This is a genomic window from Rubrivivax sp. JA1026, assembly GCF_011065555.1.
Lineage (GTDB): Bacteria > Pseudomonadota > Gammaproteobacteria > Burkholderiales > Burkholderiaceae_C > Rubrivivax > Rubrivivax benzoatilyticus.
In genome coordinates, this window is sequence record NZ_JAALCQ010000001.1 from 256,181 (window position 1) to 275,474 (window position 19,294).

The 19,294-nt window shown below is 71.4% G+C and carries 17 protein-coding genes; 12 read left to right on the plus strand and 5 right to left on the minus strand.

Translation table 11 applies throughout. The annotated features are described in order from the left end of the window. Window positions 1-111 precede the first annotated feature (111 nt). Window positions 112-951, plus strand: a complete 840-nt coding sequence (locus G5B56_RS01200; protein WP_138938828.1) for a B12-binding domain-containing protein — start codon at window positions 112-114, stop codon at window positions 949-951. Between the two features lie 140 nt (window positions 952-1,091). Next, window positions 1,092-2,510, plus strand: a complete 1,419-nt coding sequence (gene ppsR, locus G5B56_RS01205) for a transcriptional regulator PpsR (RefSeq protein ID WP_230248133.1) — start codon at window positions 1,092-1,094, stop codon at window positions 2,508-2,510. Between the two features lie 34 nt (window positions 2,511-2,544). Here the strand turns inward: ppsR and G5B56_RS01210 are convergent, their stop codons facing one another. Further along, window positions 2,545-4,086, minus strand: coding sequence for a phytoene desaturase (locus G5B56_RS01210; protein ID WP_009857132.1), 1,542 nt, complete (start codon window positions 4,084-4,086; stop codon window positions 2,545-2,547). A 78-nt stretch (window positions 4,087-4,164) separates the two neighbouring features. Here G5B56_RS01210 and chlG point away from each other — a divergent pair, with 78 nt between their 5' ends. Genes chlG through G5B56_RS01230 form a run of 4 tightly spaced genes read left to right on the plus strand, consistent with a single transcriptional unit; the run spans window position 4,165 to window position 7,822 of the window. After that, a complete protein-coding gene (gene chlG / locus G5B56_RS01215) occupies window positions 4,165-5,049 on the plus strand; it encodes a chlorophyll synthase ChlG (protein WP_081467614.1) in 885 nt (294 codons plus the stop codon). After that, window positions 5,046-6,362 (plus strand): BCD family MFS transporter, encoded by a 1,317-nt coding sequence (locus tag G5B56_RS01220; protein WP_164962077.1) that lies wholly within the window; start codon window positions 5,046-5,048, stop codon window positions 6,360-6,362. Before chlG ends, G5B56_RS01220 begins: the two co-directional genes overlap by 4 nt. Before the next feature lies 1 nt (window position 6,363). Beyond that, a complete protein-coding gene (locus G5B56_RS01225; protein WP_009857135.1) occupies window positions 6,364-7,566 on the plus strand; it encodes a geranylgeranyl diphosphate reductase in 1,203 nt (400 codons plus the stop codon). Window positions 7,567-7,576: 10 nt separating this feature from the next. After that, window positions 7,577-7,822 carry a hypothetical protein gene (locus tag G5B56_RS01230; RefSeq protein WP_009857136.1) on the plus strand — a complete coding sequence of 82 codons (246 nt, stop codon included), beginning with the start codon at window positions 7,577-7,579 and terminating at the stop codon, window positions 7,820-7,822. A 3-nt stretch (window positions 7,823-7,825) separates the two neighbouring features. On the opposite strand, the gene G5B56_RS01235 is transcribed toward G5B56_RS01230, so the two are convergent. The 3 genes from G5B56_RS01235 to G5B56_RS01245 form a co-directional block, all read right to left on the minus strand. Continuing rightward, window positions 7,826-10,063 carry a sensor histidine kinase gene (locus G5B56_RS01235; protein ID WP_164962078.1) on the minus strand — a complete coding sequence of 746 codons (2,238 nt, stop codon included), beginning with the start codon at window positions 10,061-10,063 and terminating at the stop codon, window positions 7,826-7,828. Window positions 10,064-10,100: 37 nt separating this feature from the next. Continuing rightward, complete coding sequence (locus G5B56_RS01240) at window positions 10,101-10,838, minus strand: response regulator transcription factor (protein ID WP_029718809.1); 738 nt, start codon at window positions 10,836-10,838, stop codon at window positions 10,101-10,103. A 76-nt stretch (window positions 10,839-10,914) separates the two neighbouring features. Next, on the minus strand, window positions 10,915-11,895 hold the full coding sequence (locus tag G5B56_RS01245; RefSeq protein ID WP_009857139.1) for an NADPH:quinone oxidoreductase family protein: 981 nt from the start codon (window positions 11,893-11,895) through the stop codon (window positions 10,915-10,917). 96 nt (window positions 11,896-11,991) lie between these two features. Here G5B56_RS01245 and surE point away from each other — a divergent pair, with 96 nt between their 5' ends. The 5 genes from surE (at window position 11,992) to rlmD (ending at window position 17,065) form a co-directional block, all read left to right on the plus strand. Continuing rightward, window positions 11,992-12,759 carry a 5'/3'-nucleotidase SurE gene (gene surE, locus G5B56_RS01250; RefSeq protein WP_164962079.1) on the plus strand — a complete coding sequence of 256 codons (768 nt, stop codon included), beginning with the start codon at window positions 11,992-11,994 and terminating at the stop codon, window positions 12,757-12,759. 139 nt (window positions 12,760-12,898) lie between these two features. Continuing rightward, window positions 12,899-13,711, plus strand: a complete 813-nt coding sequence (locus tag G5B56_RS01255) for a protein-L-isoaspartate(D-aspartate) O-methyltransferase (RefSeq protein ID WP_164962080.1) — start codon at window positions 12,899-12,901, stop codon at window positions 13,709-13,711. A 68-nt stretch (window positions 13,712-13,779) separates the two neighbouring features. Further along, window positions 13,780-14,631 (plus strand): peptidoglycan DD-metalloendopeptidase family protein, encoded by an 852-nt coding sequence (locus G5B56_RS01260; RefSeq protein WP_164962081.1) that lies wholly within the window; start codon window positions 13,780-13,782, stop codon window positions 14,629-14,631. 19 nt (window positions 14,632-14,650) lie between these two features. Further along, on the plus strand, window positions 14,651-15,613 hold the full coding sequence (rpoS, locus tag G5B56_RS01265) for an RNA polymerase sigma factor RpoS (RefSeq protein ID WP_009857143.1): 963 nt from the start codon (window positions 14,651-14,653) through the stop codon (window positions 15,611-15,613). A 30-nt stretch (window positions 15,614-15,643) separates the two neighbouring features. Further along, window positions 15,644-17,065: a 23S rRNA (uracil(1939)-C(5))-methyltransferase RlmD gene (rlmD, locus tag G5B56_RS01270; RefSeq protein ID WP_164962082.1), complete on the plus strand. Its 1,422-nt coding sequence runs from the start codon at window positions 15,644-15,646 to the stop codon at window positions 17,063-17,065. A gap of 63 nt (window positions 17,066-17,128) precedes the next feature. On the opposite strand, the gene G5B56_RS01275 is transcribed toward rlmD, so the two are convergent. Continuing rightward, the gene (locus tag G5B56_RS01275) at window positions 17,129-17,824 is read right to left on the minus strand and encodes a Bax inhibitor-1/YccA family protein (RefSeq protein ID WP_009857145.1); all 696 of its coding nucleotides are present in this window, start codon (window positions 17,822-17,824) and stop codon (window positions 17,129-17,131) included. A 313-nt stretch (window positions 17,825-18,137) separates the two neighbouring features. Between G5B56_RS01275 and carA the strand changes: the two genes are divergently transcribed. After that, the gene (gene carA / locus G5B56_RS01280) at window positions 18,138-19,292 is read left to right on the plus strand and encodes a glutamine-hydrolyzing carbamoyl-phosphate synthase small subunit (protein ID WP_009857146.1); all 1,155 of its coding nucleotides are present in this window, start codon (window positions 18,138-18,140) and stop codon (window positions 19,290-19,292) included. The last annotated feature ends 2 nt before the right edge of the window (window positions 19,293-19,294 follow it).

The window sequence follows — 19,294 nt, forward strand, 5'->3', positions numbered from 1 at the left end:
GGACGCCGGAAAAGCCGGTCCGCAGACGCGTTTCACGCGCGCGGCGGCAGGTGCGTCCGTGTCGCGGGCCCCGCGCTCCCGGCAATGCCTTTCGCGACGCGGAGAGCGGCCGTGAGCCCGGCCGCCTGCGCCGCGAGGGTCGATCCGGCATCGGCTGTCGACGGTGTCCAGGTGTTGTCTCCCGATGGTCGTCTCGTGCTGCCGCCGGCGCGTGCCGGCCGCCCCCTCGAAGGCGAGGTGGTGCCGTTGCTGGGGCGTGGCGGGCGCGTCGACCCGTCGGCCCGCGTGGCCGACGACGACCTGTCGCGCTTCATCGAGTTCGCGCTCGCTCCGGGGGATGCGGGCTGGCTCGAGATGATCGCCGATCTGCGCGAGCGCGGCGTCCCCGTCGAGACCCTCTATCTTGATCTGTTGGCGCCGGCTGCCCGGCGGCTCGGCGAGATGTGGGAGCAGGACCTGGTGATGTTCAGCGACGTCACCGTCGCGCTGGGCCGCCTGCACCGCATCATGCGCGGGCTGAGTCCCTCGCTCGGCCACGATCTGCATCTGCCCGCCGAGGGCCGCCGCGCGCTGCTGCTGCCGGCCCCGGGGGAACAACACACTTTCGGCCTGTCGATGGTCGCCGAGTTCTTCCGCCAGTCCGGCTGGGAGGTGGTCTGCGAACTCGACAGCCGCAGTGTCGACCCCGTGCGCCGGGTGCGCCGGGAGTGGTTCGATGTCGTCGGCGTGTCCGTCGGCGTCGAGGCGCGGCTGGATTGGCTGCGCGACGGCATCACGACGATGCGCCGTGCGTCCCGCAACCGCGGGTTGGCGGTCATCGTCGGCGGCCCGGTCTTTGCGCTGCACCCTGAGCGTGCTGTCGAACTCGGCGCCGATGGCACCGCGCATGACGCGCGCGAGGCCCCGGCACTGGCAGCGCGCCTGGTGGCCGCGAAAGCGGTGCGGCCATGAGCGGGCGACGCCACGAACCTGATTTCGGGAAGCTGCTGCATGAACCAAGTGCTGCTGTTTCGATCAACGCAGTTTTTATGAGCTGAAAGGCGGGTCTCCGAATGAGACCGTTTGGAGCACCGGAGAAGACGTTCGGCGGCGTGACCGCCGCGACGGCCGGGTCGCTGCTGTCGGTTGCGAACGACATTACGCTGGTCATCGATGCCCAGGGTGTCGTGTGCGACCTCGCCTGTGGTGGCGAGGACTTCGCCCGCGAGGCCGGCGCCGAGTGGATCGGCAAGCGCTGGATCGACATCGTCACGCCCGAGAGCCGTGACAAGGTCGAGGCGCTGCTGCGCGAGGCCGCGCCCGACGCGGTCGGCGCGATCCGCTGGCGCCATCTGAATTTCGTCCTCCCCGGTGACCGCGAGATCCCGCTGCTGTTCGTCGCCGTGCGGCTGAACGGCGTCGACGGCGACCGGCCGGGTTCGATCCTCGCGTTCGGCCGCGACCTGCGTGCCGTGGCGGCGCTGCAGCAGCGTCTGGTCGAGGCCCAGCAGGCGATGGAGCGCGACTACTGGAAGTTCCGCCACGCCGAGACGCGCTATCGCCATCTCTTCCAGGTGGCGTCGGAAGCGGTGCTGGTCGTCGACGCGACGACGCAGAAGATTCTCGAGGCCAACCCGGCCGCGGCCCGGTTGCTGGCCGACGGCGGCGCCGCAAGCCTCGTCGGGCTGACCTTCCCGACCGGTGTCGATCCCCGCACGGCCGAGCAGTTGAATCTGCTGCTGGCCGGCGTGCGCGCCACCGGTCGCGCCGACGAAGGCCGGGCGGAGCTGGTCGACGGCCGCGGCGAGGTCAGTGTCGCGGTGTCGACCTATCGCCAGGACCTGGTCTCGCACTTCCTGGTGCGCCTGTCGCGTGTGCAGTCGCAGGTGGTCGCCGAGATGGCGCCGTCGACCGGGTCGATGCTGCTCAAGCTCGTGCAGAGCGCGCCCGACTGCCTGGTCGTCACCGACCTCGAAGGCCGCGTGATCTCGGCCAACCCGGCGTTCGTCGAGCTGGCCCAGCTGACGACCGAGGAGCAGGTGCGCGGCGAGACGCTGGACCGCTGGCTGGGCCGCACCGGCGTCGACCTGAGCGTGATGATCTCCAACCTGCGCCAGCGCGGCCAGGTGAGGCTGTTCGCGACGACGCTGCGCGGCGAATATGGTGCCGTCACCGACGTCGAGATCTCGGCGACGATGGTCGGGCAGGGTGACCGGCCCTTCCTCGGCTTCACGATCCGCGACGTCGGCCGCCGTCTGGCGGGCCACGACGCGCGCACGACGCGCGAGCTGCCGCGTTCGGTCGGTCAGCTGACCGAGCTCGTCGGCCGCGTGCCGCTGAAGGACATCGTCGGCGAGACGACTGACCTGATCGAGCAGCTGTGCATCGAGGCCGCGCTCGAGCTCACGCGCGACAACCGCGCGTCGGCGGCCGAGATGCTCGGCCTGTCGCGTCAGAGTCTGTACGTGAAGCTGCGCCGCTACGGCCTGGGTGACCTGGGCAGCAGCACCACGGCCGAAGCCGAGAAGTAGAACGGCCGGCAGTCGCCGGCCGTCGTCCTGCGCTTCAGCGGCGGAACGTCGCCGGGTCGGGCAGCACCGACTCCAGCGCCTTGGCCGACATGATGACGCCCGGCACGCCGGCGCCCGGGTGGGTGCTGGCGCCGACCATGAACAGGTTCTTCACGTCCTCGCTGCGGTTGTGCGGGCGGAAGTAGGCGCTCTGCAGCAGCAGCGGCTCCAGGCCGAAGCCGGCGCCCTTGTACGACAGCAGCCGGTGCTGGAAGTCCAGCGGCGTGGTGCAGAACGAGACGCGCAGGTGCTGCCCCAGCCCCGGCAGCACGGTGCGCTCCAGCGCCTCCTGGATCGCCTGGCGATAGGGCTCGGCCTGCGTCGTCCAGTCGGTGCCGCTGTCCAGGTGCGGCACCGGCGACAGCGCGTAGAAGGTGTCGCAACCCTCGGGGCCCATCGACGGATCGGTGGCCGTCGGGCGGTGCAGGTAGATGCTGAAGTCGCCGGCCAGCTTCTTCTTGCGGAAGATGTCGTCCAGCAGCTCGCGGTAGCGCGGGCCCAGCACCATCATGTGGTGCGGCACGTCGTCGTAGCGGCGGTCGGTGCCGAAGTACCAGACGAACAGGCCCATCGAGTAGTGGCCGCGTTCGATGCGGTTGTCGGTCCAGTGCTTGCGCCAGCGTGCGTCGACGAGGTTCTTGTACAGGTAGCCGGTGTCGCCGTTGCAGACCACGATGTCCGCCGGGATGCGCTCGCCGTCGGCCAGCGTGACGCCGGTGGCGACGCCGTTGTCGATCTCGATGCGCTTGACCTCGGCCTTCAGCCGCACCGTGCCGCCCATGCCCTCGAAGACATTGACCAGGCCGCGGATCAGCTCGCCGGTGCCGCCCATCGCCCAGTGCACGCCCCACTGGCGCTCGAGCGCGTTGACCAGCGCGTACATGCTGGTCACCGAGAACGGGTTGCCGCCGATGAGCAGCGACTGCAGGCTCATCGCGACGCGCAGCTTGGGGTGCTTCAGGTGGCTGGACACCATCTGGTGCAGGCTGCGCCAGCCGCGCAACTTGATGATCAGCGGCGCGGCCTTGATCAGGTCGCCGACGGTGTCGAAGGCCTTGTCGCCCAGCGAGCGGAAGCCCAGCTCGTAACACTGGTCGGCTTCGCGCATGAAGCGTTCGAAGCCCTCGGCGTCCGACGGGCTGATGCGCCGCACCTCGGCCCGCATGCGCGCCGGGTCGCCGCTGTAGTCGAAGTGGTCGCCGTCGTCGAAGCGGATGCGGTAGAACGGGTCGAGCGACTTCAGCTCGATGTCGTCGCTGAACTTGCGCCCGGCCAGTGCCCACAGCTCGTCGAAGAGATAGGGTACGGTGACGATGGTGGGCCCGGCGTCGAAGACGTGGCCTTCGCGGCGGTGCACGTAGGCCCGGCCACCGGGGGCGTCGAGCTTCTCGAGAACGGTGACGCGGTAGCCTTTGGCGGCCAGACGCACCGCGGCGGCCATGCCGCCGAACCCGCTGCCCACGACCAGCGCCACCGGCGCCTGGGGATCCTGCTTTCCGGCCGCGCCCGTGGCTGCGGCATCCGACTTCATCAGCATTCGCAGAGCTTGTCCTAAGGCAGGGATTGTGTCAACGATAATTGACGCTCTGTTTTGTCAAGCGCAAGATTCAGCCCCATGGCAAGGCCCGCGTTGTCCGCTGTAGCGGAGTTGCTCAAACCGATCACCTGGTTCCCTCCGATGTGGGCCTTCTCGTGCGGCGTCGTCGCATCGGGACAGTCGATCACGGCGAACTGGTTTCTCGTCTTCCTCGGCGTGCTGCTCGCCGGGCCGCTGGTCTGCGCGACCAGCCAGGCCGTCAACGACTGGTTCGACCGTCACGTCGACGCGATCAACGAACCCAACCGTCCGATCCCCTCGGGCCGCATCCCCGGCCGCTGGGGGTTGTACATCGCGATCGGCTGGACGGCGCTGTCGCTGCTGGTCGCCACGCAGCTCGGGCCCTGGGGCTTCGGTGCCGCGGTGCTGGGGCTGATCCTGGCCTGGGCCTACAGCGCGCCGCCGGTGCGCCTCAAGCAGAACGGCTGGTGGGGCAACGCCGCCTGCGGCATCTCCTACGAAGGCCTGGCCTGGGTGACGGGCGCGGCGGTGATGGCCGGCGGCGCGATGCCGGCTTCGCACTCGCTGGCGCTGGCGCTGCTCTACAGCATCGGCGCGCACGGGATCATGACGCTCAACGACTTCAAGGCCATCGAGGGCGACAAGAAGATGGGCGTCGGCTCGCTGCCGGTGCGCCTGGGCGTCGACGGCGCGGCGCGCACGGCCTGCATCGTGATGGCGGTGCCGCAGGTCGTCGTCATCGGCATGCTGGTGCAGTGGGGGGCCGTCTGGCACGCCGCGGCGATCGGCGCGCTGCTGGTCGCGCAGTTCGTGCTGATGGCCTGGTTCCTGAAGGACCCGGTCAAGCGCGCGCTGTTCTACAGCGGCTTCGGCGTGCCGCTGTTCGTCAGCGGCATGATGGTCAGCGCCTTCGCGCTGCGCGCGACCGGGGGCCTGGTGTGAGCGCCGCGCACTTCGGCTGGTTCACCGTCTTCCGCCTGGGTCTGGTGCAGGCCTGCATCGGCGCGATGGTGGTGCTGACGACCTCGACGCTGAACCGCATCATGGTCGTCGAGCTGGCGCTGCCGGCGCTGCTGCCGGGGCTGCTGGTGGCGGTGCACTACATGGTGCAGATGATGCGTCCGCGCATGGGCTTCGGCTCCGACGTCGGCGGCCGGCGCACGCCGTGGATCGTCGGCGGCCTGGCGGTACTGGCCGCCGGCGGCATCGGCGCCGCGGCCTCGGTGGCGCTGATCCCGGTGGCGCGCGTGCCCGGCATCGCTGCGGCCTTCGTGTCCTTCGTCGTCATCGGCCTGGGCGTCGGCGCGGCCGGCACCTCGCTGCTGGTGCTGCTGGCGCAGCGTGTGCCCGAGCATCGCCGCGCGCCGGCCGCGACCATCGTCTGGATGATGATGATCCTCGGCCTGGCGGTGACCGCCGGCGTGGCCGGCAAGCTGCTCGACCCGTACTCGCCGGCGCGGCTGATGGTCGTCGTCACCGGGGTGGCCGTCGCCGCGTTCGTCGTCGCCACGCTCGCGCTGTGGCGCGTCGAGGGCGAGGGCCGGCCGGCGCCGGCCGAGGCCGAGGCCAAGCCCGACTTCCGCCAGGCGCTGGCCGAGGTCTGGGCCGAGACCGATGCCCGCCGCTTCACGGTCTTCATCTTCGTGTCGATGCTGGCGTTCAGCGCGCAGGACCTGATCCTCGAGCCCTTCGCCGGCACCGTCTTCGGCTTCACGCCGGGCGAGTCGACCTCGCTGTCGGGCATGCAGCACGGCGGCGTGCTCGCCGGGATGATCCTGGTGGCGCTGGCCGGCCAGCGCCTGGGCACGCTGCGCACCTGGTCGATCGGCGGCTGCCTCGCCTCGGCGCTGTGCCTGCTGTCGCTGGCCGGTGCCGGCATCGTCGGCCCGGGCTGGCCGTTCAAGGCCACGGTGTTCCTGCTCGGCGTGGCCAACGGCGCGTTCTCGATCGCCGCGGTCGGCTCGATGATGCGCCTGGCCGGCGAGGGCAAGGAACGCCGCGAGGGCGTGCGCATGGGGCTGTGGGGGGCGGCGCAGGCCGTCGCCTTCGGCCTGGGCGGCGTGATCGGCACCGGCGCGAGCGACCTCGCGCACTGGCTGCTGGGCGAGCCCTCGGTCGCCTATTCCAGCGTCTTCGCTGCCGAAGCGCTGCTGTTTGTCGTGTCCGCCTTCCTGGCGGCCAAGATCGATGCCCGGCCTCGCGCCACCGCGACGCCGCGCCTTTATGCTGAACCCGCGGTGGCAAAGGTGGAGTGAGATGCAACTGGAGACCTTCGATGTCGTCGTCGTCGGCGGCGGTCCGGCTGGCGCCACGGCGGCCACGGAGATCGCGCGGCAGGGCCGCAGCGTGCTGCTGCTGGACCGTGCCGGCCGCATCAAGCCCTGCGGCGGGGCGATTCCGCCGCGCGCGATCCGCGACTTCGGCATTCCCGACGAGCTGATCGTCGCCAAGGCCTTGTGCGCCCGTATGATCTCGCCGAGCGACGTCAAGGTGGACATCCACATCGAGAACGGCTACGTCGGCCTCGTCGACCGCGAGCACTTCGACGAGTGGCTGCGCGAGCGTGCGCGCCAGTGCGGCGCCGAGCGCCGCACCGGCACCTTCGAGCGCATCGACCGCGACACCGACGGCTGCGCCATCGTGCGCTACCGCCCGCACGACAAGGGCGAGCGCGGCGAAGGCCAGGAGGCCGCGGTGCGCGCCCGCGCGATCATCGGTGCCGACGGCGCCCGCTCGGAGGTCGCGCGCCAGCAGATCGCCTGCGCGAACGAGATCGAGTACGTCTTCGCCTACCACGAGATCATCGAGGCGCCCGAGCCCGGCCACCCCGACTACGACCCCAACCGCTGCGACGTCTACTACCGCGGCACGATCTCGCCGGACTTCTACGGCTGGGTGTTCCCGCACGGCAAGACGATGAGCGTGGGCACCGGCAGCGCCGACAAGGGCTTCTCGCTGCGCAACGCGACCGCCAAGCTGCGCGAGGACGCCGGCCTGGCCAACTGCAGGACGATCCGCCGCGAAGGCGCGCCGATCCCGCTGAAGCCGCTGCGCTGCTGGGACAACGGCCGCGACGTCGTGCTCGCCGGCGACGCCTCGGGCGTCGTCGCGCCGGCCTCGGGCGAGGGCATCTACTACGCGCTGGCCGGTGGCCGCTTCGCCGCCGAGGCGGTGCTGGAGATGCTGCGCACCGGCGACGCCAAGGCGCTGGCCGGCGCGCGCCGCAACTTCATGCGCGAGCACGGCCGCGTGTTCTGGATCCTCGGCGTCATGCAGCGCTTCTGGTACTCCAGCGACAAGCGCCGCGAGCGTTTCGTCAGCATCTGCAAGGACAAGGACGTGCAGCAGCTGACCTTCGACTCGTACATGAACAAGCGGCTGACGCGGCGCAAGCCGATGGCCCACGTGCGCATCTTCTTCAAGGACATCGCGCACCTGCTGGGCCTGGCCCGGGTCTGACGACGGCGGCGTGGCGCTCGTCGACATCGTCATCGCCGTCACGCTGCTCGAGGGCCTGGCGCTCTGGGTCTGGCACGCGCGCACTGGGCGCGGCCTGGCGCCGCGCGAGTTCGTCGCCAACCTCTGCGCCGGCCTGGCGCTGATGCTGGCGGTCAGGGCGGCCCTGTCAGGTGCCTCCTGGACCTGGGTGGCCACCGGCTTGGCCGCCGCCGGCGTCGCGCACCTGCTGGACCTGCGCCGGCGCTGGCGCCGCTGAGGCTCAGGCGTCGTCCTCGGGCGCCTGGAAGTCCGGCACGAGGACCTCGCAGACGATGCCGCGCGGCGTGTTCTCGCGCCAGCGCACCTCGCCGGCGAGCAGCTTCACGCGCTTGCGCACGCCGCCCATGCCCAGGCCGTGGGCCCAGGACTGCGGGTCGCGGCCGTCGCCGTCGTCGCTGACGGCCAGCGTCAGCCGCGCGCCGGCAAGCATCACCTGGACGTCCACGCGCGTGGCGTGGCCGTGGTACAGCGCGTTCGTCACCAGCTCGCGGATCACGCGCGTGATCGCCGACCACTGCACGACGGTCAGGCGGACGTCGCGGTCGTACTCCACCGACCAGCCGAGCTGCACCTGGGCTGCCGTCAGGCGCTGGGTCAGGTCGGCCTTCCACTCGGCCGCGGCGTGCGACAGCCGGTGCTCGGCTGCGGCCAGGCCGCGCGTCAGGGTCTTCAGGTCCAGCAGCGTGTGGCGGATGTAGTCCTCCATCTCCGGTGTCGGCGACTGGTACATCAGCGTCAGCAGGCGGGCCCCGATGTCGTCGTGCAGGTCCTGGGCGATGCGCAGCCGTTCCTCGTTGCGTCCGCGTTCGACGGCCTGGTCATAGGCCACCGCACGGCGCAGCTGTTCGACGACACGCTCGGCCAGTCGCGCGTCGTCGCGCGAGAACAGGCGCTGGCCGCGGCGCGCGAAACGCAGCACCAGCGACAGCGGCCGGCTGCCGCCGCGGGCGCCGCGCACCGGCACGATCAGCGCGGCGCCGCCGCCGACGACCGAGGCACGCGGCGAGTCGCGTTCCAGGCGCAGCACCTCCAGCGGCTCGAACAGGTCGCGCAGCAGCTCGGCGACCAGCGTCGAGTAGCGTGCCGGCTGCTTCTGCAGCTCGCGTGCGACGCGGTAGAGCTGCTCGAAGCTGCGTTCGGTGGTCAGCACCTCGGCGCCGATCGTCTGGTTCAGGATCCATTGGCGCGAGACGGTGTAGGCCCCCAGCGCCAGCAGAACCGCCAGCGTCAGCGACGTCAGCTGGCCGAGCGAGAAGATGGCGACGAACAGCAGGTCCAGCGAGATCGCGATCGTGCCGATGCCCGCCAGCATCGCGAGCTCGCGCAGCGCCAGCCGCGAGCGCGACAGAAAGGGCACCAGCAGCAGCAGCGAGCTCAGGAACAGCGTCCAGATCAGCGAGCCGGCCGCGGCGATCGTGCCGGGCGGCCCCGGCGTGCCGGCGGCAGCGGCCATGCCCAGCGTCACGAGGGCGAAGGCGCCGACGGCGATGAAGCCCAGCCGCCGCAGCACCGCCGAGAACGGATTGGGCTCCAGGCGGTACGACCAGCTGATCGTCGCCAATGCCGCCGCGCCTTGCGCCAGCATCGTGCCCTGGGTCCACCACCAGACCTGCTGCAGCCCGCCCGCGTGCGCCAGCGCCGGCAGCAGCAGCACCGGCAGCCAGCCGGCCGCCGCGATGACCAGCCGGTGCGGCAGCGGGCGCGGGTGCAGCGTGAAGGCGTGCAGCACCGCGGCGCCGGTCGCCAGGTCCAGCGCCATGCGCGCGATGGGCTCCAGGGTGGCGAATCCGGCCGGCAGTCCCAGCCCTCGCATCGAGCCGACGGCGATGATCAGCAGCGTCGCTGCCTGGCACAGCACGACCGTCAGGTACAGCAGGTTGCGCCCCTGGGGCCGGGCGAGCACGACGAAGGCGCCGACCAGCGCGACGGCCAGCGCCAGCCCGGCGAGCGGCCAGAACAGCAGCCCGAGGCCGCCGTAGCCGCGCGGCCGCGCGGGCACCGGCACCTCGATGCCGTTGCGGAACTCGACGAAGACCTCGCGGCCCTCGAGCACCGCGGCCAGCGCCTCCTGCCGGGCGATCAGCTGGGCGCGCATGGTGTCGTCGACCTGCCAGCGCGGCGAGCGCTCGGTCAGCATCTCGTCGACCTGCAGTTCCCGGCCGTCGGCGTTGCGCAGCACGATCGGTGCGCGTCCGACCATCGGCTCGAGCGCCGGGATCGAGGTCGACAGCACCGTCGGCGGGCCGCTGACGGTGGGCAGCAGCACGATGTCCAGCGACGGGATCGCCGCCAGCCAGCGCGCCAGCGCGAGGATGCCCAGGCCGCCCGCCACGGCCAGCAGCACCAGCAGCTGGCGCCGCCAGCCTGGGCGCTGGACGGGCAGCTCGCGGCCGAGCGCCGGCTCCAGCGGGGTGTTGTCGAAACTCGAATCGCCGGGGACGGCGGGACGTTCCGTCATGGCGATGGGGCAGCGGCGGTGCGGCGCCGCCGCGGGCTCAGACCAGGCCCTGCTTGCTCGCCAGCACCGCGGCCTCGGCGCGGCTGGAGACGTTCAGCTTCTTGTAGATGGACTTGATGTGGTCGTTGACGGTGAACCACTTGATGCCCATCAGGCTGGCGATCTCCTTGATCGTGAAGCCCTTGCTGAGGTAGGTGAGCACTTCGCTCTCGCGCGGCGTCAGGCGCTCGTGCTCGGGCAGCGCCTTCTCCATCGGCACCGGCCGGCTGGTCGTGAAGCCGGTCGTGCTGACGAAGCCGCTGTCCGGCGGCAGGTCGGGGCCGGCGCCCTGGCGGAAGTGGGTCAGCAGGCGGCGTGCGATCGCCGGCGACAGCGGCGGCTGGCCACGCACGATCTTCTGCAGCTCCTCGACCAGGACCTCGAAGCGGTCCTCCTTCAGCAGGTAGCCGTCGGCGCCGTGCTGCAAGGCGGGGAAGAGATGCTCGTCGTCGGAGTACAGCGTCGTGACGATCTTCGTCGCCGGGTAGTGCGCCAGCTCGGCCAGCAGCTCCATGCCGTTGCCGTCGGGCAGTTCCAGGTCGATCAGGATGAGCTTGAACGGATCGACGCCGTGCAGCCCGGTGGCGCCGCCGGCCAGCGTGATCTGGCGGCGCGCCGACTCGAGATCGCCGGCCTCGGTGATGTGGTTCGCATCGCTGAAGCTCTCGCGAACGACCCGGCAAAGGAAGCTGCGCGCCACCGGGTTGTCTTCCAGGATCAGCACCTTGACGGCCATAGCCGACCTCCCCCTTATTCGCTCGGCCGTCATCCTAGCGCGTTCGCTTCGCGCCCGGACAGGTGCACCCCCTGCCTCAGTTGCCGCAGTCGACCAGCAGCTTGCCCAGGGCGCGCCGTGAGGCCATGCGTTCGTAAGCCTGGGGCAAGTCTTCGAGGGCGAAGCGGGCGCCGACGACCGGCTTGACGCGGCCCTCGGCGTACCAGCGCGCGAGCTGGCCGATCGCCGCGGCGCTGGCCTGCGGTTCGCGGCGCACGAACTCGCCCCAGAAGACGCCGACGATGGACGCGCCCTTGAGCAGCGCGAGGTTCCACGGCAGCGCCGGGATCGTGCCGGCGGCGAAGCCGACGACGAGGTAGCGCCCGCGCCAGGCGATCGAACGCAGCGCCGGCTCGGCCAGGTCGCCGCCGACCGGGTCGTAGACGAGGTCCGGCCCGCGGCCGCCGGTCAGCGCCTTCAGCGCGTCGCGCAGCTTGTCCACCGAGTAGTCGATGGTCGCGTCGGCGCCCAGCTCGCGGCACAGCGCGCATTTCTCGGCGCTGGACGCGGCGGCGATGACCCGCGCCCCGGCCGCCTTGGCGATCTGCAGCGCCGCGCTGCCGACGCCCCCGGCGGCCCCCAGCACCAGCACCGTCTCGCCGGCGACGAGGCCGCCGCGGTCGATCAGCGCGTGGTGCGAGGTCCCGTAGGTGAAGGCGAAGGCCGCCGCGTCCTCCAGCACGAAGCCCGGCGGCAGCGCGATCGCCCGGCCGGCGTCGACGCAGGCGTGGGTGGCGAAGCCGCCATGCGTGCCGATCACGGCCACCGGCTGGCCGACGGCCAGCGTCGTCACGCCCTCGCCGAGCGCCTCGACGACGCCGGCGAACTCGGCGCCAGGCACGAAGGGCAGGGCGGGCCGCGCCTGGTACTTGCCCTCGACGATCAGCAGGTCGGGGAAGTTCAGGCTCGCGGCGCGGATCGCCACGCGCACCTCGCCGGGTGCCGGCTCGGGTGTCGGCAGTTCGCGCCATTGCAGGCCGGCCACGCCGTCCAACGATTCACAGAGCCAGGCCTTCATCGTCGTCTCCTGTCGAGTGCCGCGGGCATCTTAGGCAGCGCGGCACCGGCAGGCCGTCGCGAAGGCGACGTCCGGGCGACTCCCTACAATGCCCCGATGCGCATCCTGATCGCCAACGACGACGGTTATCTGGCCCCCGGCATCGCCGCGCTGGTCAAGGCCTGCGAGGGCCTGGGCACGATCGACGTCATCGCCCCGGAGCAGAACGCCAGCGGCACCTCCAACGCGCTGACGCTGAACCGGCCGCTGTCGGTGTTCGAGGCGCGAGGCGAGCCGGTGCGCGGGTTCCGCGTCGTCAACGGCACGCCGTCGGACTCGGTGCACGTCGCGCTGACCGGGCTGCTGCCGCACAAGCCCGACCTGGTGCTCTCGGGCATCAACCAGGGTGCCAACATGGGCGACGACACGCTGTACTCGGGCACCGTCGCTGCGGCGATGGAAGGCTACCTGTTTGGCATCCCGGCGATCGCCTTCTCGCAGGTGGAGAAGGGCTGGACCCACCTCGACGCCGCCGCCGCGACGGCACGGGCCATCGTCGAGCAGGTGCTCGCCGGCGGCCCGCCCAGCGGGCCCTGGCTGCTGAACGTCAACATCCCCAACCGCGCCGACGCGGCGTCGCTGCCGCGCCTGGTCACGCGGCTGGGCCGCCGCCACGCCAGCGAGCCGGTGATCCACCAGACCAACCCGCGTGGCGAGCCGATCTACTGGATCGGCCCGGCCGGCGACGCGCGCGACGCCGGCGAAGGCACCGATTTCCACGCCGTCGCCCACGGCGCGGTGTCGATCACGCCGCTGCAGGTCGATCTGACCGACCACGCGATGCGTGGCGCCTGGGCGTCCCGGCTGGGTGTGCCGCTGGCATGAGCCCGCAGGACATGTCCGGGGCTCATTCCCGCTCGGCGGGACCGGCCGCCAGGCCGAAGGGTGCCCCAGCGAGCCCGCAGGACATGTCCGGGGCTCGTTCCCGCCTGGCGGGACCGGCCGAAGGCCGAGGGGTGCCCCGGTGACCACCAAGCCGCCGCGCTTTCCGCTCGGGCTGCACCACGTGCAGCCGCGTTCACCGGCGCGGCCGGCCACCGACGTGCTGCGCCCGCAGCGCCTGCTGCACGACGCGGCGCGCGACGCCGCACGCCGCGTCGCACCCAGCGGGCTGGGGCTGGACTCGCCCGCGGTGCGCGAGCGCATGGTGGCCCGCCTGCACGCCGACGGCCTGCGCTGCGAGCCGGTGCTGCGCGCCTTTGCCGCGGTGCCGCGCCACCACTTCGTCGACAGCGCGCTGGCGATCCAGGCCTACGAGGACACCAGCCTGCCGATCGGCCTCGGCCAGACGATCTCCAAGCCTTCGGTGGTCGGCCGCATGCTCGCGCTGCTGTTCGGCGGCGAACGTGCCGCGGCCGCCGGCCAGCTCGGCCGCGTGCTGGAGATCGGCACCGGCTGCGGCTACCAGACGGCGCTGCTGGCGCAGCTGTCGCGCCGCGTCGTCTCGATGGAGCGCCTGAAGCCGCTGCACGACAAGGCCCGCGAGAACCTGGCCGCACTGCGCCTGCCCGGCGACCTGCGCCTGCTCTACGGCGACGGCCGCCTCGGGCATGCACCGCTGGCCCCTTACGACAGCATCGTGGCCGCCGCCGGCGGCGAGGACATCCCGGCCGCCTGGCTCGACCAGCTGGCCGAAGGCGGGCGCCTCGTCGCCCCGATGCACGATCCGGCCCTGGGCGGACAGGTGCTCGTCGTCGTCGACCGCCGCCCCGAAGGGCTGAGGCGCCAGATTCACGATGCCGTCCATTTCGTCCCTCTAAAATCCGGCACGGCATGACCTACGACGCACCCCAAGAGTTGAATCGTCGCGTGACCCGGGGCCGCCCCGCGTCCGCCCTGCTGCCGATGGCCGTCCTCGCCGCCCTGGTGGCCGGCTGCGCCAGCCCGACGCATCGCGCCCCGGTCGAGGACCGCGGCGGCCGCGGCACCGCGCCTGTCGCCGCCGCCGACGCCGCAGTGAAGCCGCCGCCCGGCCAGGAGAACCTCGGCAAGCCCGGCTACTACGCCGTCAAGCCCGGCGACACGCTGATCCGCATCGGCCTGGAGAACGGCCAGAACTGGCGCGACATCGCCCGCTGGAACAACCTCGAGAACCCCGACCGCATCGAGGTCGGGCAGGTGGTGCGCGTGGTGCCGCCGGCGGCCGAGACCTCGGCCGTCGTCGTGCGCCCGGTGCTGCCGCCGGGCCGCACCGAGGCCCGGCCGGTGGGCGCGCCGGCCTCCGGTGCGTCGACCGCCGCGTCGTCGGCGACGCCGTCGACGAGCGCGCCCTCCGCGGTCGCCACCCCGGCACCGTCGTCGCCGCCTCCGGCCGCGCGTGACGGTGACGACGACCTGAACTGGACCTGGCCTGCCTCGGGCCATGTGGCCGCCGGCTTCGACGAGCTGCGCAGCAAGGGCCTGGCGATCACCGGCAAGGCCGGCGATCCGGTCTTCGCCGCCGCCGACGGCCGTGTCGTCTATGCCGGCTCCGGCCTGCGCGGCTACGGCAACCTCATCATCGTCAAGCACAACGCCACCTTCCTGTCCGCGTACGCGCACAACCAGACGCTGCTGGTGAAGGAAGACCAGGTCGTGCGCCGCGGCCAGAAGATCGCCGAGATGGGCTCCAGCGATGCCGACCGGGTGCAGCTGCACTTCGAGATCCGGCGCCAGGGCAAGCCGGTCGATCCGGCGAAGCTGCTGCCCTCGCGGTAGCGCACGCGGAGCCGGGCGGATGGTCACGCGGCGCGATGCGCACGACGGCCCCGCCGAAGGCTCCGACACGTTCGAGCCGGGCGCCGCCCCCGAGGCGCCCGAACTCGCGGCGTCCCCGCCGCCCGCCGACGGCGAGGCCGAGCACGGCAACACGCTGCAGAGCTATCTGCGCGACATCCGCCGCGCGCCGCTGATGAGTGCCGAGGAGGAGCACGCGACCGCGGTGCGTGCACGCGCCGGCGACTTCGCGGCGCGCCAGACGATGATCGAGCGCAACCTGCGCCTCGTCGTCAGCATCGCCAAGCACTACGTCGGCCGCGGCATGCCGATGATCGACCTGATCGAGGAAGGCAACCTCGGCCTGATGCACGCCACCGGCAAGTTCGAGCCCGAGCGCGGTTTCCGCTTCTCGACCTACGCCTCGTGGTGGATCCGGCAGAGCATCGAGCGGGCGATCATGCACCAGGCCCGGCTGATCCGGCTGCCGGTGCACGTCGTGCGCGAGCTCAACCAGGTGCTCAAGGCGCGCCGGGCGCTGGAGTCTTCGCGCCATGGCGAGGCCGAGCGGCCGGTCTCGGTCGACGAGGTCGCCGCGGCGCTGGGTCGCCCGGTCGACGAGGTCGCCGAGCTGCTGAAACTCGCCGAGCAGCCGACCTCGCTGGACATGCCGCTGGAGCGCGAAGGCGGCGAGTCGATGCTCGACACGGTGGCCGACGACGATGCCGTCGACCCGCTCGGTCTGACGCTCAGCCGCGAGGCCGTGCACCTGCTGGACCACGGTCTGGCCGAGCTCAACGAGCGCGAGCGCGAGGTGCTTGCCGGCCGCTTCGGCCTGCACGATCGCGAGCCCGAGACGCTGGAGGAACTGGCCGTGCGACTGGGCCTCACGCGCGAGCGCATCCGCCAGATCCAGCAGGAAGCCCTGCTCAAGCTCAAGCGCCGCATGATGCGCCGTGGCGTCGATCGCGACGCGCTGTTCTGAGTCGGGGCGCCGGCCCGGGATAATCGGGGCATGAGTTCAGGTACGGATTGGCTGCAGGTCGAGTCGCTCGACCTCGAGGCCCAGGGCGTCGCGCATCGCGCCGACGGCAAGGTGGTGTTCATCGAAGGCGCGCTGCCGGGCGAGACCGTGCAGGTGCAGGTCGCGCGGCGCAAGAACCAGTGGGAGCAGGGCGTGCTCTCCGCGCTGGCACGCGAGAGTTCGCAGCGCGTGCGCCCGGGCTGCGCCCACTTCGGGCTGCATGCGGGCGCTTGCGGCGGCTGCAAGATGCAGCACCTGCATCCGTCGGCCCAGGTCGCCGTCAAGCAGCGGGTGCTGGAGGACAACCTCTGGCATCTCGGCAAGGTCAGGCCCGAGCGGCTGCTGCGCCCGGTTCACGGGCCGGCCTGGGGGTATCGCTGGCGCGCGCGGCTGTCGGTGCGCTACGTGCCGAAGAAGGGCACGGTGCTGGTGGGTTTTCACGAGCGCAAGTCGCGCTACGTCGCCGACATGCTCGAGTGCCCGGTGCTGCCGGCCCAGGTCAGCGCGATGCTGCCGGCGCTGCGCGAGCTGGTCGGCGCGATGGAGCAGCGAGACCGCCTGCCGCAGATCGAGCTGGCCGCCGGCGACGAGGTCGTCGCGCTGGTGCTGCGCCACCTCGAGCCCTTGTCGGCCGGCGATGCGGCCAGGCTGCGCGCCTTCGGTGCCGAGCACGGTGTGCAGTGGTGGCTGCAGCCCAAGGGGCCGGAGACCGTTCACCGTCTCGACGACGGTGGGCCGCAGCTCTCTTACTCGCTGCCGGAGTACGGCGTGACGATGCCGTTCAAGCCGACCGACTTCACGCAGGTGAACCCGCAGATCAACCGCGTGCTCGTCGACCGCGCGGTGCGGCTGCTCGACCCGAAGCCGCACGAACGTGTCGTCGACTGGTTCTGCGGCCTGGGCAACTTCACGCTGCCGCTGGCGCGGCGTGCGGCCGCGGTGCACGGCATCGAAGGCAGCGAGACGCTGGTGCAGCGGGCGCGCGACAACGCCGCCGCCAACGGGCTGTCGGCCAACACCAGCTTTGCCGCGCGCAACCTGTTCGAGATGAGCGCCGACGAGCTGATGACCAGCGGCGCCGCCGACGCCTGGCTCGTGGACCCGCCGCGCGAAGGCGCGTTCGCGCTCGCCAAGTCGCTGGCCGAGCTGCGCGGCCGCGAGGGCTGGACGCCGCCGCGGCGCATCGTCTACGTCAGCTGCAACCCGGCGACGCTGGCGCGCGACGCCGGGCTGATCGTGCACCTGGCGGGCTTCCGCTGCGTCGCCGCGGGCGTCGTCAACATGTTCCCGCACACCGCCCACGTCGAGAGCGTCGCGGTGTTCGAGCGCACCGAGGCGGCGCTCGGCCCGCGCCCCGAGGGCGAGGCGCAGCCGGAGCTCGCCGGGGTGGAAGTCGCGCCCGAGGCTGGCTGACGCGTCCGCGACGCACAAGAAAAACGGGGCCCTCGGGCCCCGTTTTCGTTGCTCGTGCGAGCGTCAGTCGCGTTCGCCGCCGAAGATGCCCAGCAGCATCAGCAGGCTCTGGAACACGTTGTAGATGTCCAGGTAGATCGCCAGCGTGGCGCTGATGTAGTTCGTCTCGCCGCCGTCGATGACACGCTTGACGTCGACCAGCATGAAGGCCGAGAAGATGCCGATCGCGGCGACCGACAGCGTCAGCATCAGCGCGCTGGACTGCACGAAGATGTTGATGACGCCAGCGACCAGCAGCAGGATCGCGCCGACGAACAGGAACTTCGACAGGTTCGACAGGTCGCGCTTGACCACCGTGGCCAGCGAGGCCATCGCGAAGAACACCGCCGCGGTGCCGCCGAAGGCGGTCATGATCAGCGACGCGCCGTTCGAGAAGCCGAGGATGGCCGCCAGCATGCGCGACAGCATCAGGCCCATGAAGAACGTGAAGCCGAGCAGCACGCCGACGCCGGCCGCCGAGTTCTTGGTCTTCTCGATCGCGAACATGAACGCGAACGCGCCGCCGAGGAAGACCAGCGCGCTCATGCCCATGCCGAGGCTGGCCGTGATGCCGGTGGTGACGCCGATCCAGGCACCGAGCACGGTTGGCACGAGAGACAGCGCGAGCAGCGCATAGGTGTTGCGCAGGACGCGGTTGCGCTGCGCGGTCAGAACGCCGCCGCCTGCGAAACCGCCGTAGGTGGGCGAAGTGCGATCCATCAGACCTCCGAAGGGGGTTGTGACAAAGACGACTCTTTGAGTCGGAAAGCAATTGTAGGTTCCGTCATTCGTCGAATGGCCCCGCGGCGCCCTGGGCTGTTCTCCCGGCGGGGCAGGCGGCGGGAAGTGCCGCCTCCGCGGCTGCGGCCACGGGGCTGTATCACGATCGTTGACCGGTGGGTGCCACGAATCGGCTATACTCAGCAGGTTTACCCGCCATCACCGCAGCCCTAGCGAAACTCCGTCGTCGGTTTCCCCCTCGGACCACCCTTCACCGGGTGGCGCTGGGCGCGCGAATCCCGGAGCTTTTCACTTGCTGCCCGTCCTGCCCCCCGCACTCCTCGCACTCGCAGACGGCACGACCTTCCTCGGTACCTCGATCGGCGCGCCCGGTCGGACCGTCGGCGAGGTGGTGTTCAACACCGCGCTCACCGGCTACCAGGAAATCCTCACCGACCCGAGCTATTGCCGGCAGATCGTCACGCTGACGTATCCGCACATCGGCAACGTCGGCGTCAACGAGGAAGACGTCGAGGCCGCCAAGGTTCACGCCGCCGGCCTGGTCATCAAGGACCTGCCGCTGCGCGTCTCCAACTTCCGCGCCACGCTGTCGCTGGCGCAGTACCTCGAGCGCGAGGGCACGGTGGCCATCGCCGGCATCGACACCCGCCGCCTGACGCGCGTGCTGCGCACGACCGGCGCGCAGAACGGCTGCATCGTCAGCTTCGTGCCCGGCACCGTCGTCGGTGAAGCCGAGATCGCCGCCGCCGTCGCCGCCGCCCAGGCCGCGCCGTCGATGGCCGGGCTGGACCTGGCTCAGGTCGTGTCGGCCGACGCGCCCTACGAGTGGACCGAGACCTCCTGGCAGCTCGGCCGTGGCCACGGCACGCTGACCGACGCGAAGTTCCACGTCGTCGCCTACGACTTCGGCGTCAAGCGCAACATCCTGCGCCTGCTGGCCGACCGCGGCTGCCGCGTCACCGTCGTGCCGGCGAAGACGCCGGCCGCCGAGGTGTTCAAGCTCAAGCCCGACGGCGTCTTCCTCAGCAACGGCCCCGGGGACCCGGAGCCTTGCGACTACGCCATCGCCGCGGCGCGCGAGATCATCGACGCCGGCGTGCCGACCTTCGGCATCTGCCTGGGCCACCAGATCATGGCCCTGGCCTCGGGTGCGAAGACCTTCAAGATGAAGTTCGGCCACCACGGCGGCAACCATCCGGTGAAGGACCTGGACAGTGGCCGCGTCAGCATCACCAGCCAGAACCACGGCTTCGCGGTCGACGAGAAGACGCTGGGTGCCAACCTGCGCCCCACGCACGTCAGCCTGTTCGACGGCACGCTGCAGGGCCTGGCCCGCACCGACCGCCCGGCCTTCTGCTTCCAGGGACACCCCGAGGCCAGCCCCGGCCCGCACGACATCGGCTACCTGTTCGACCGCTTCGTGGCGCTGATGCAAGAGAGAGCCTGACC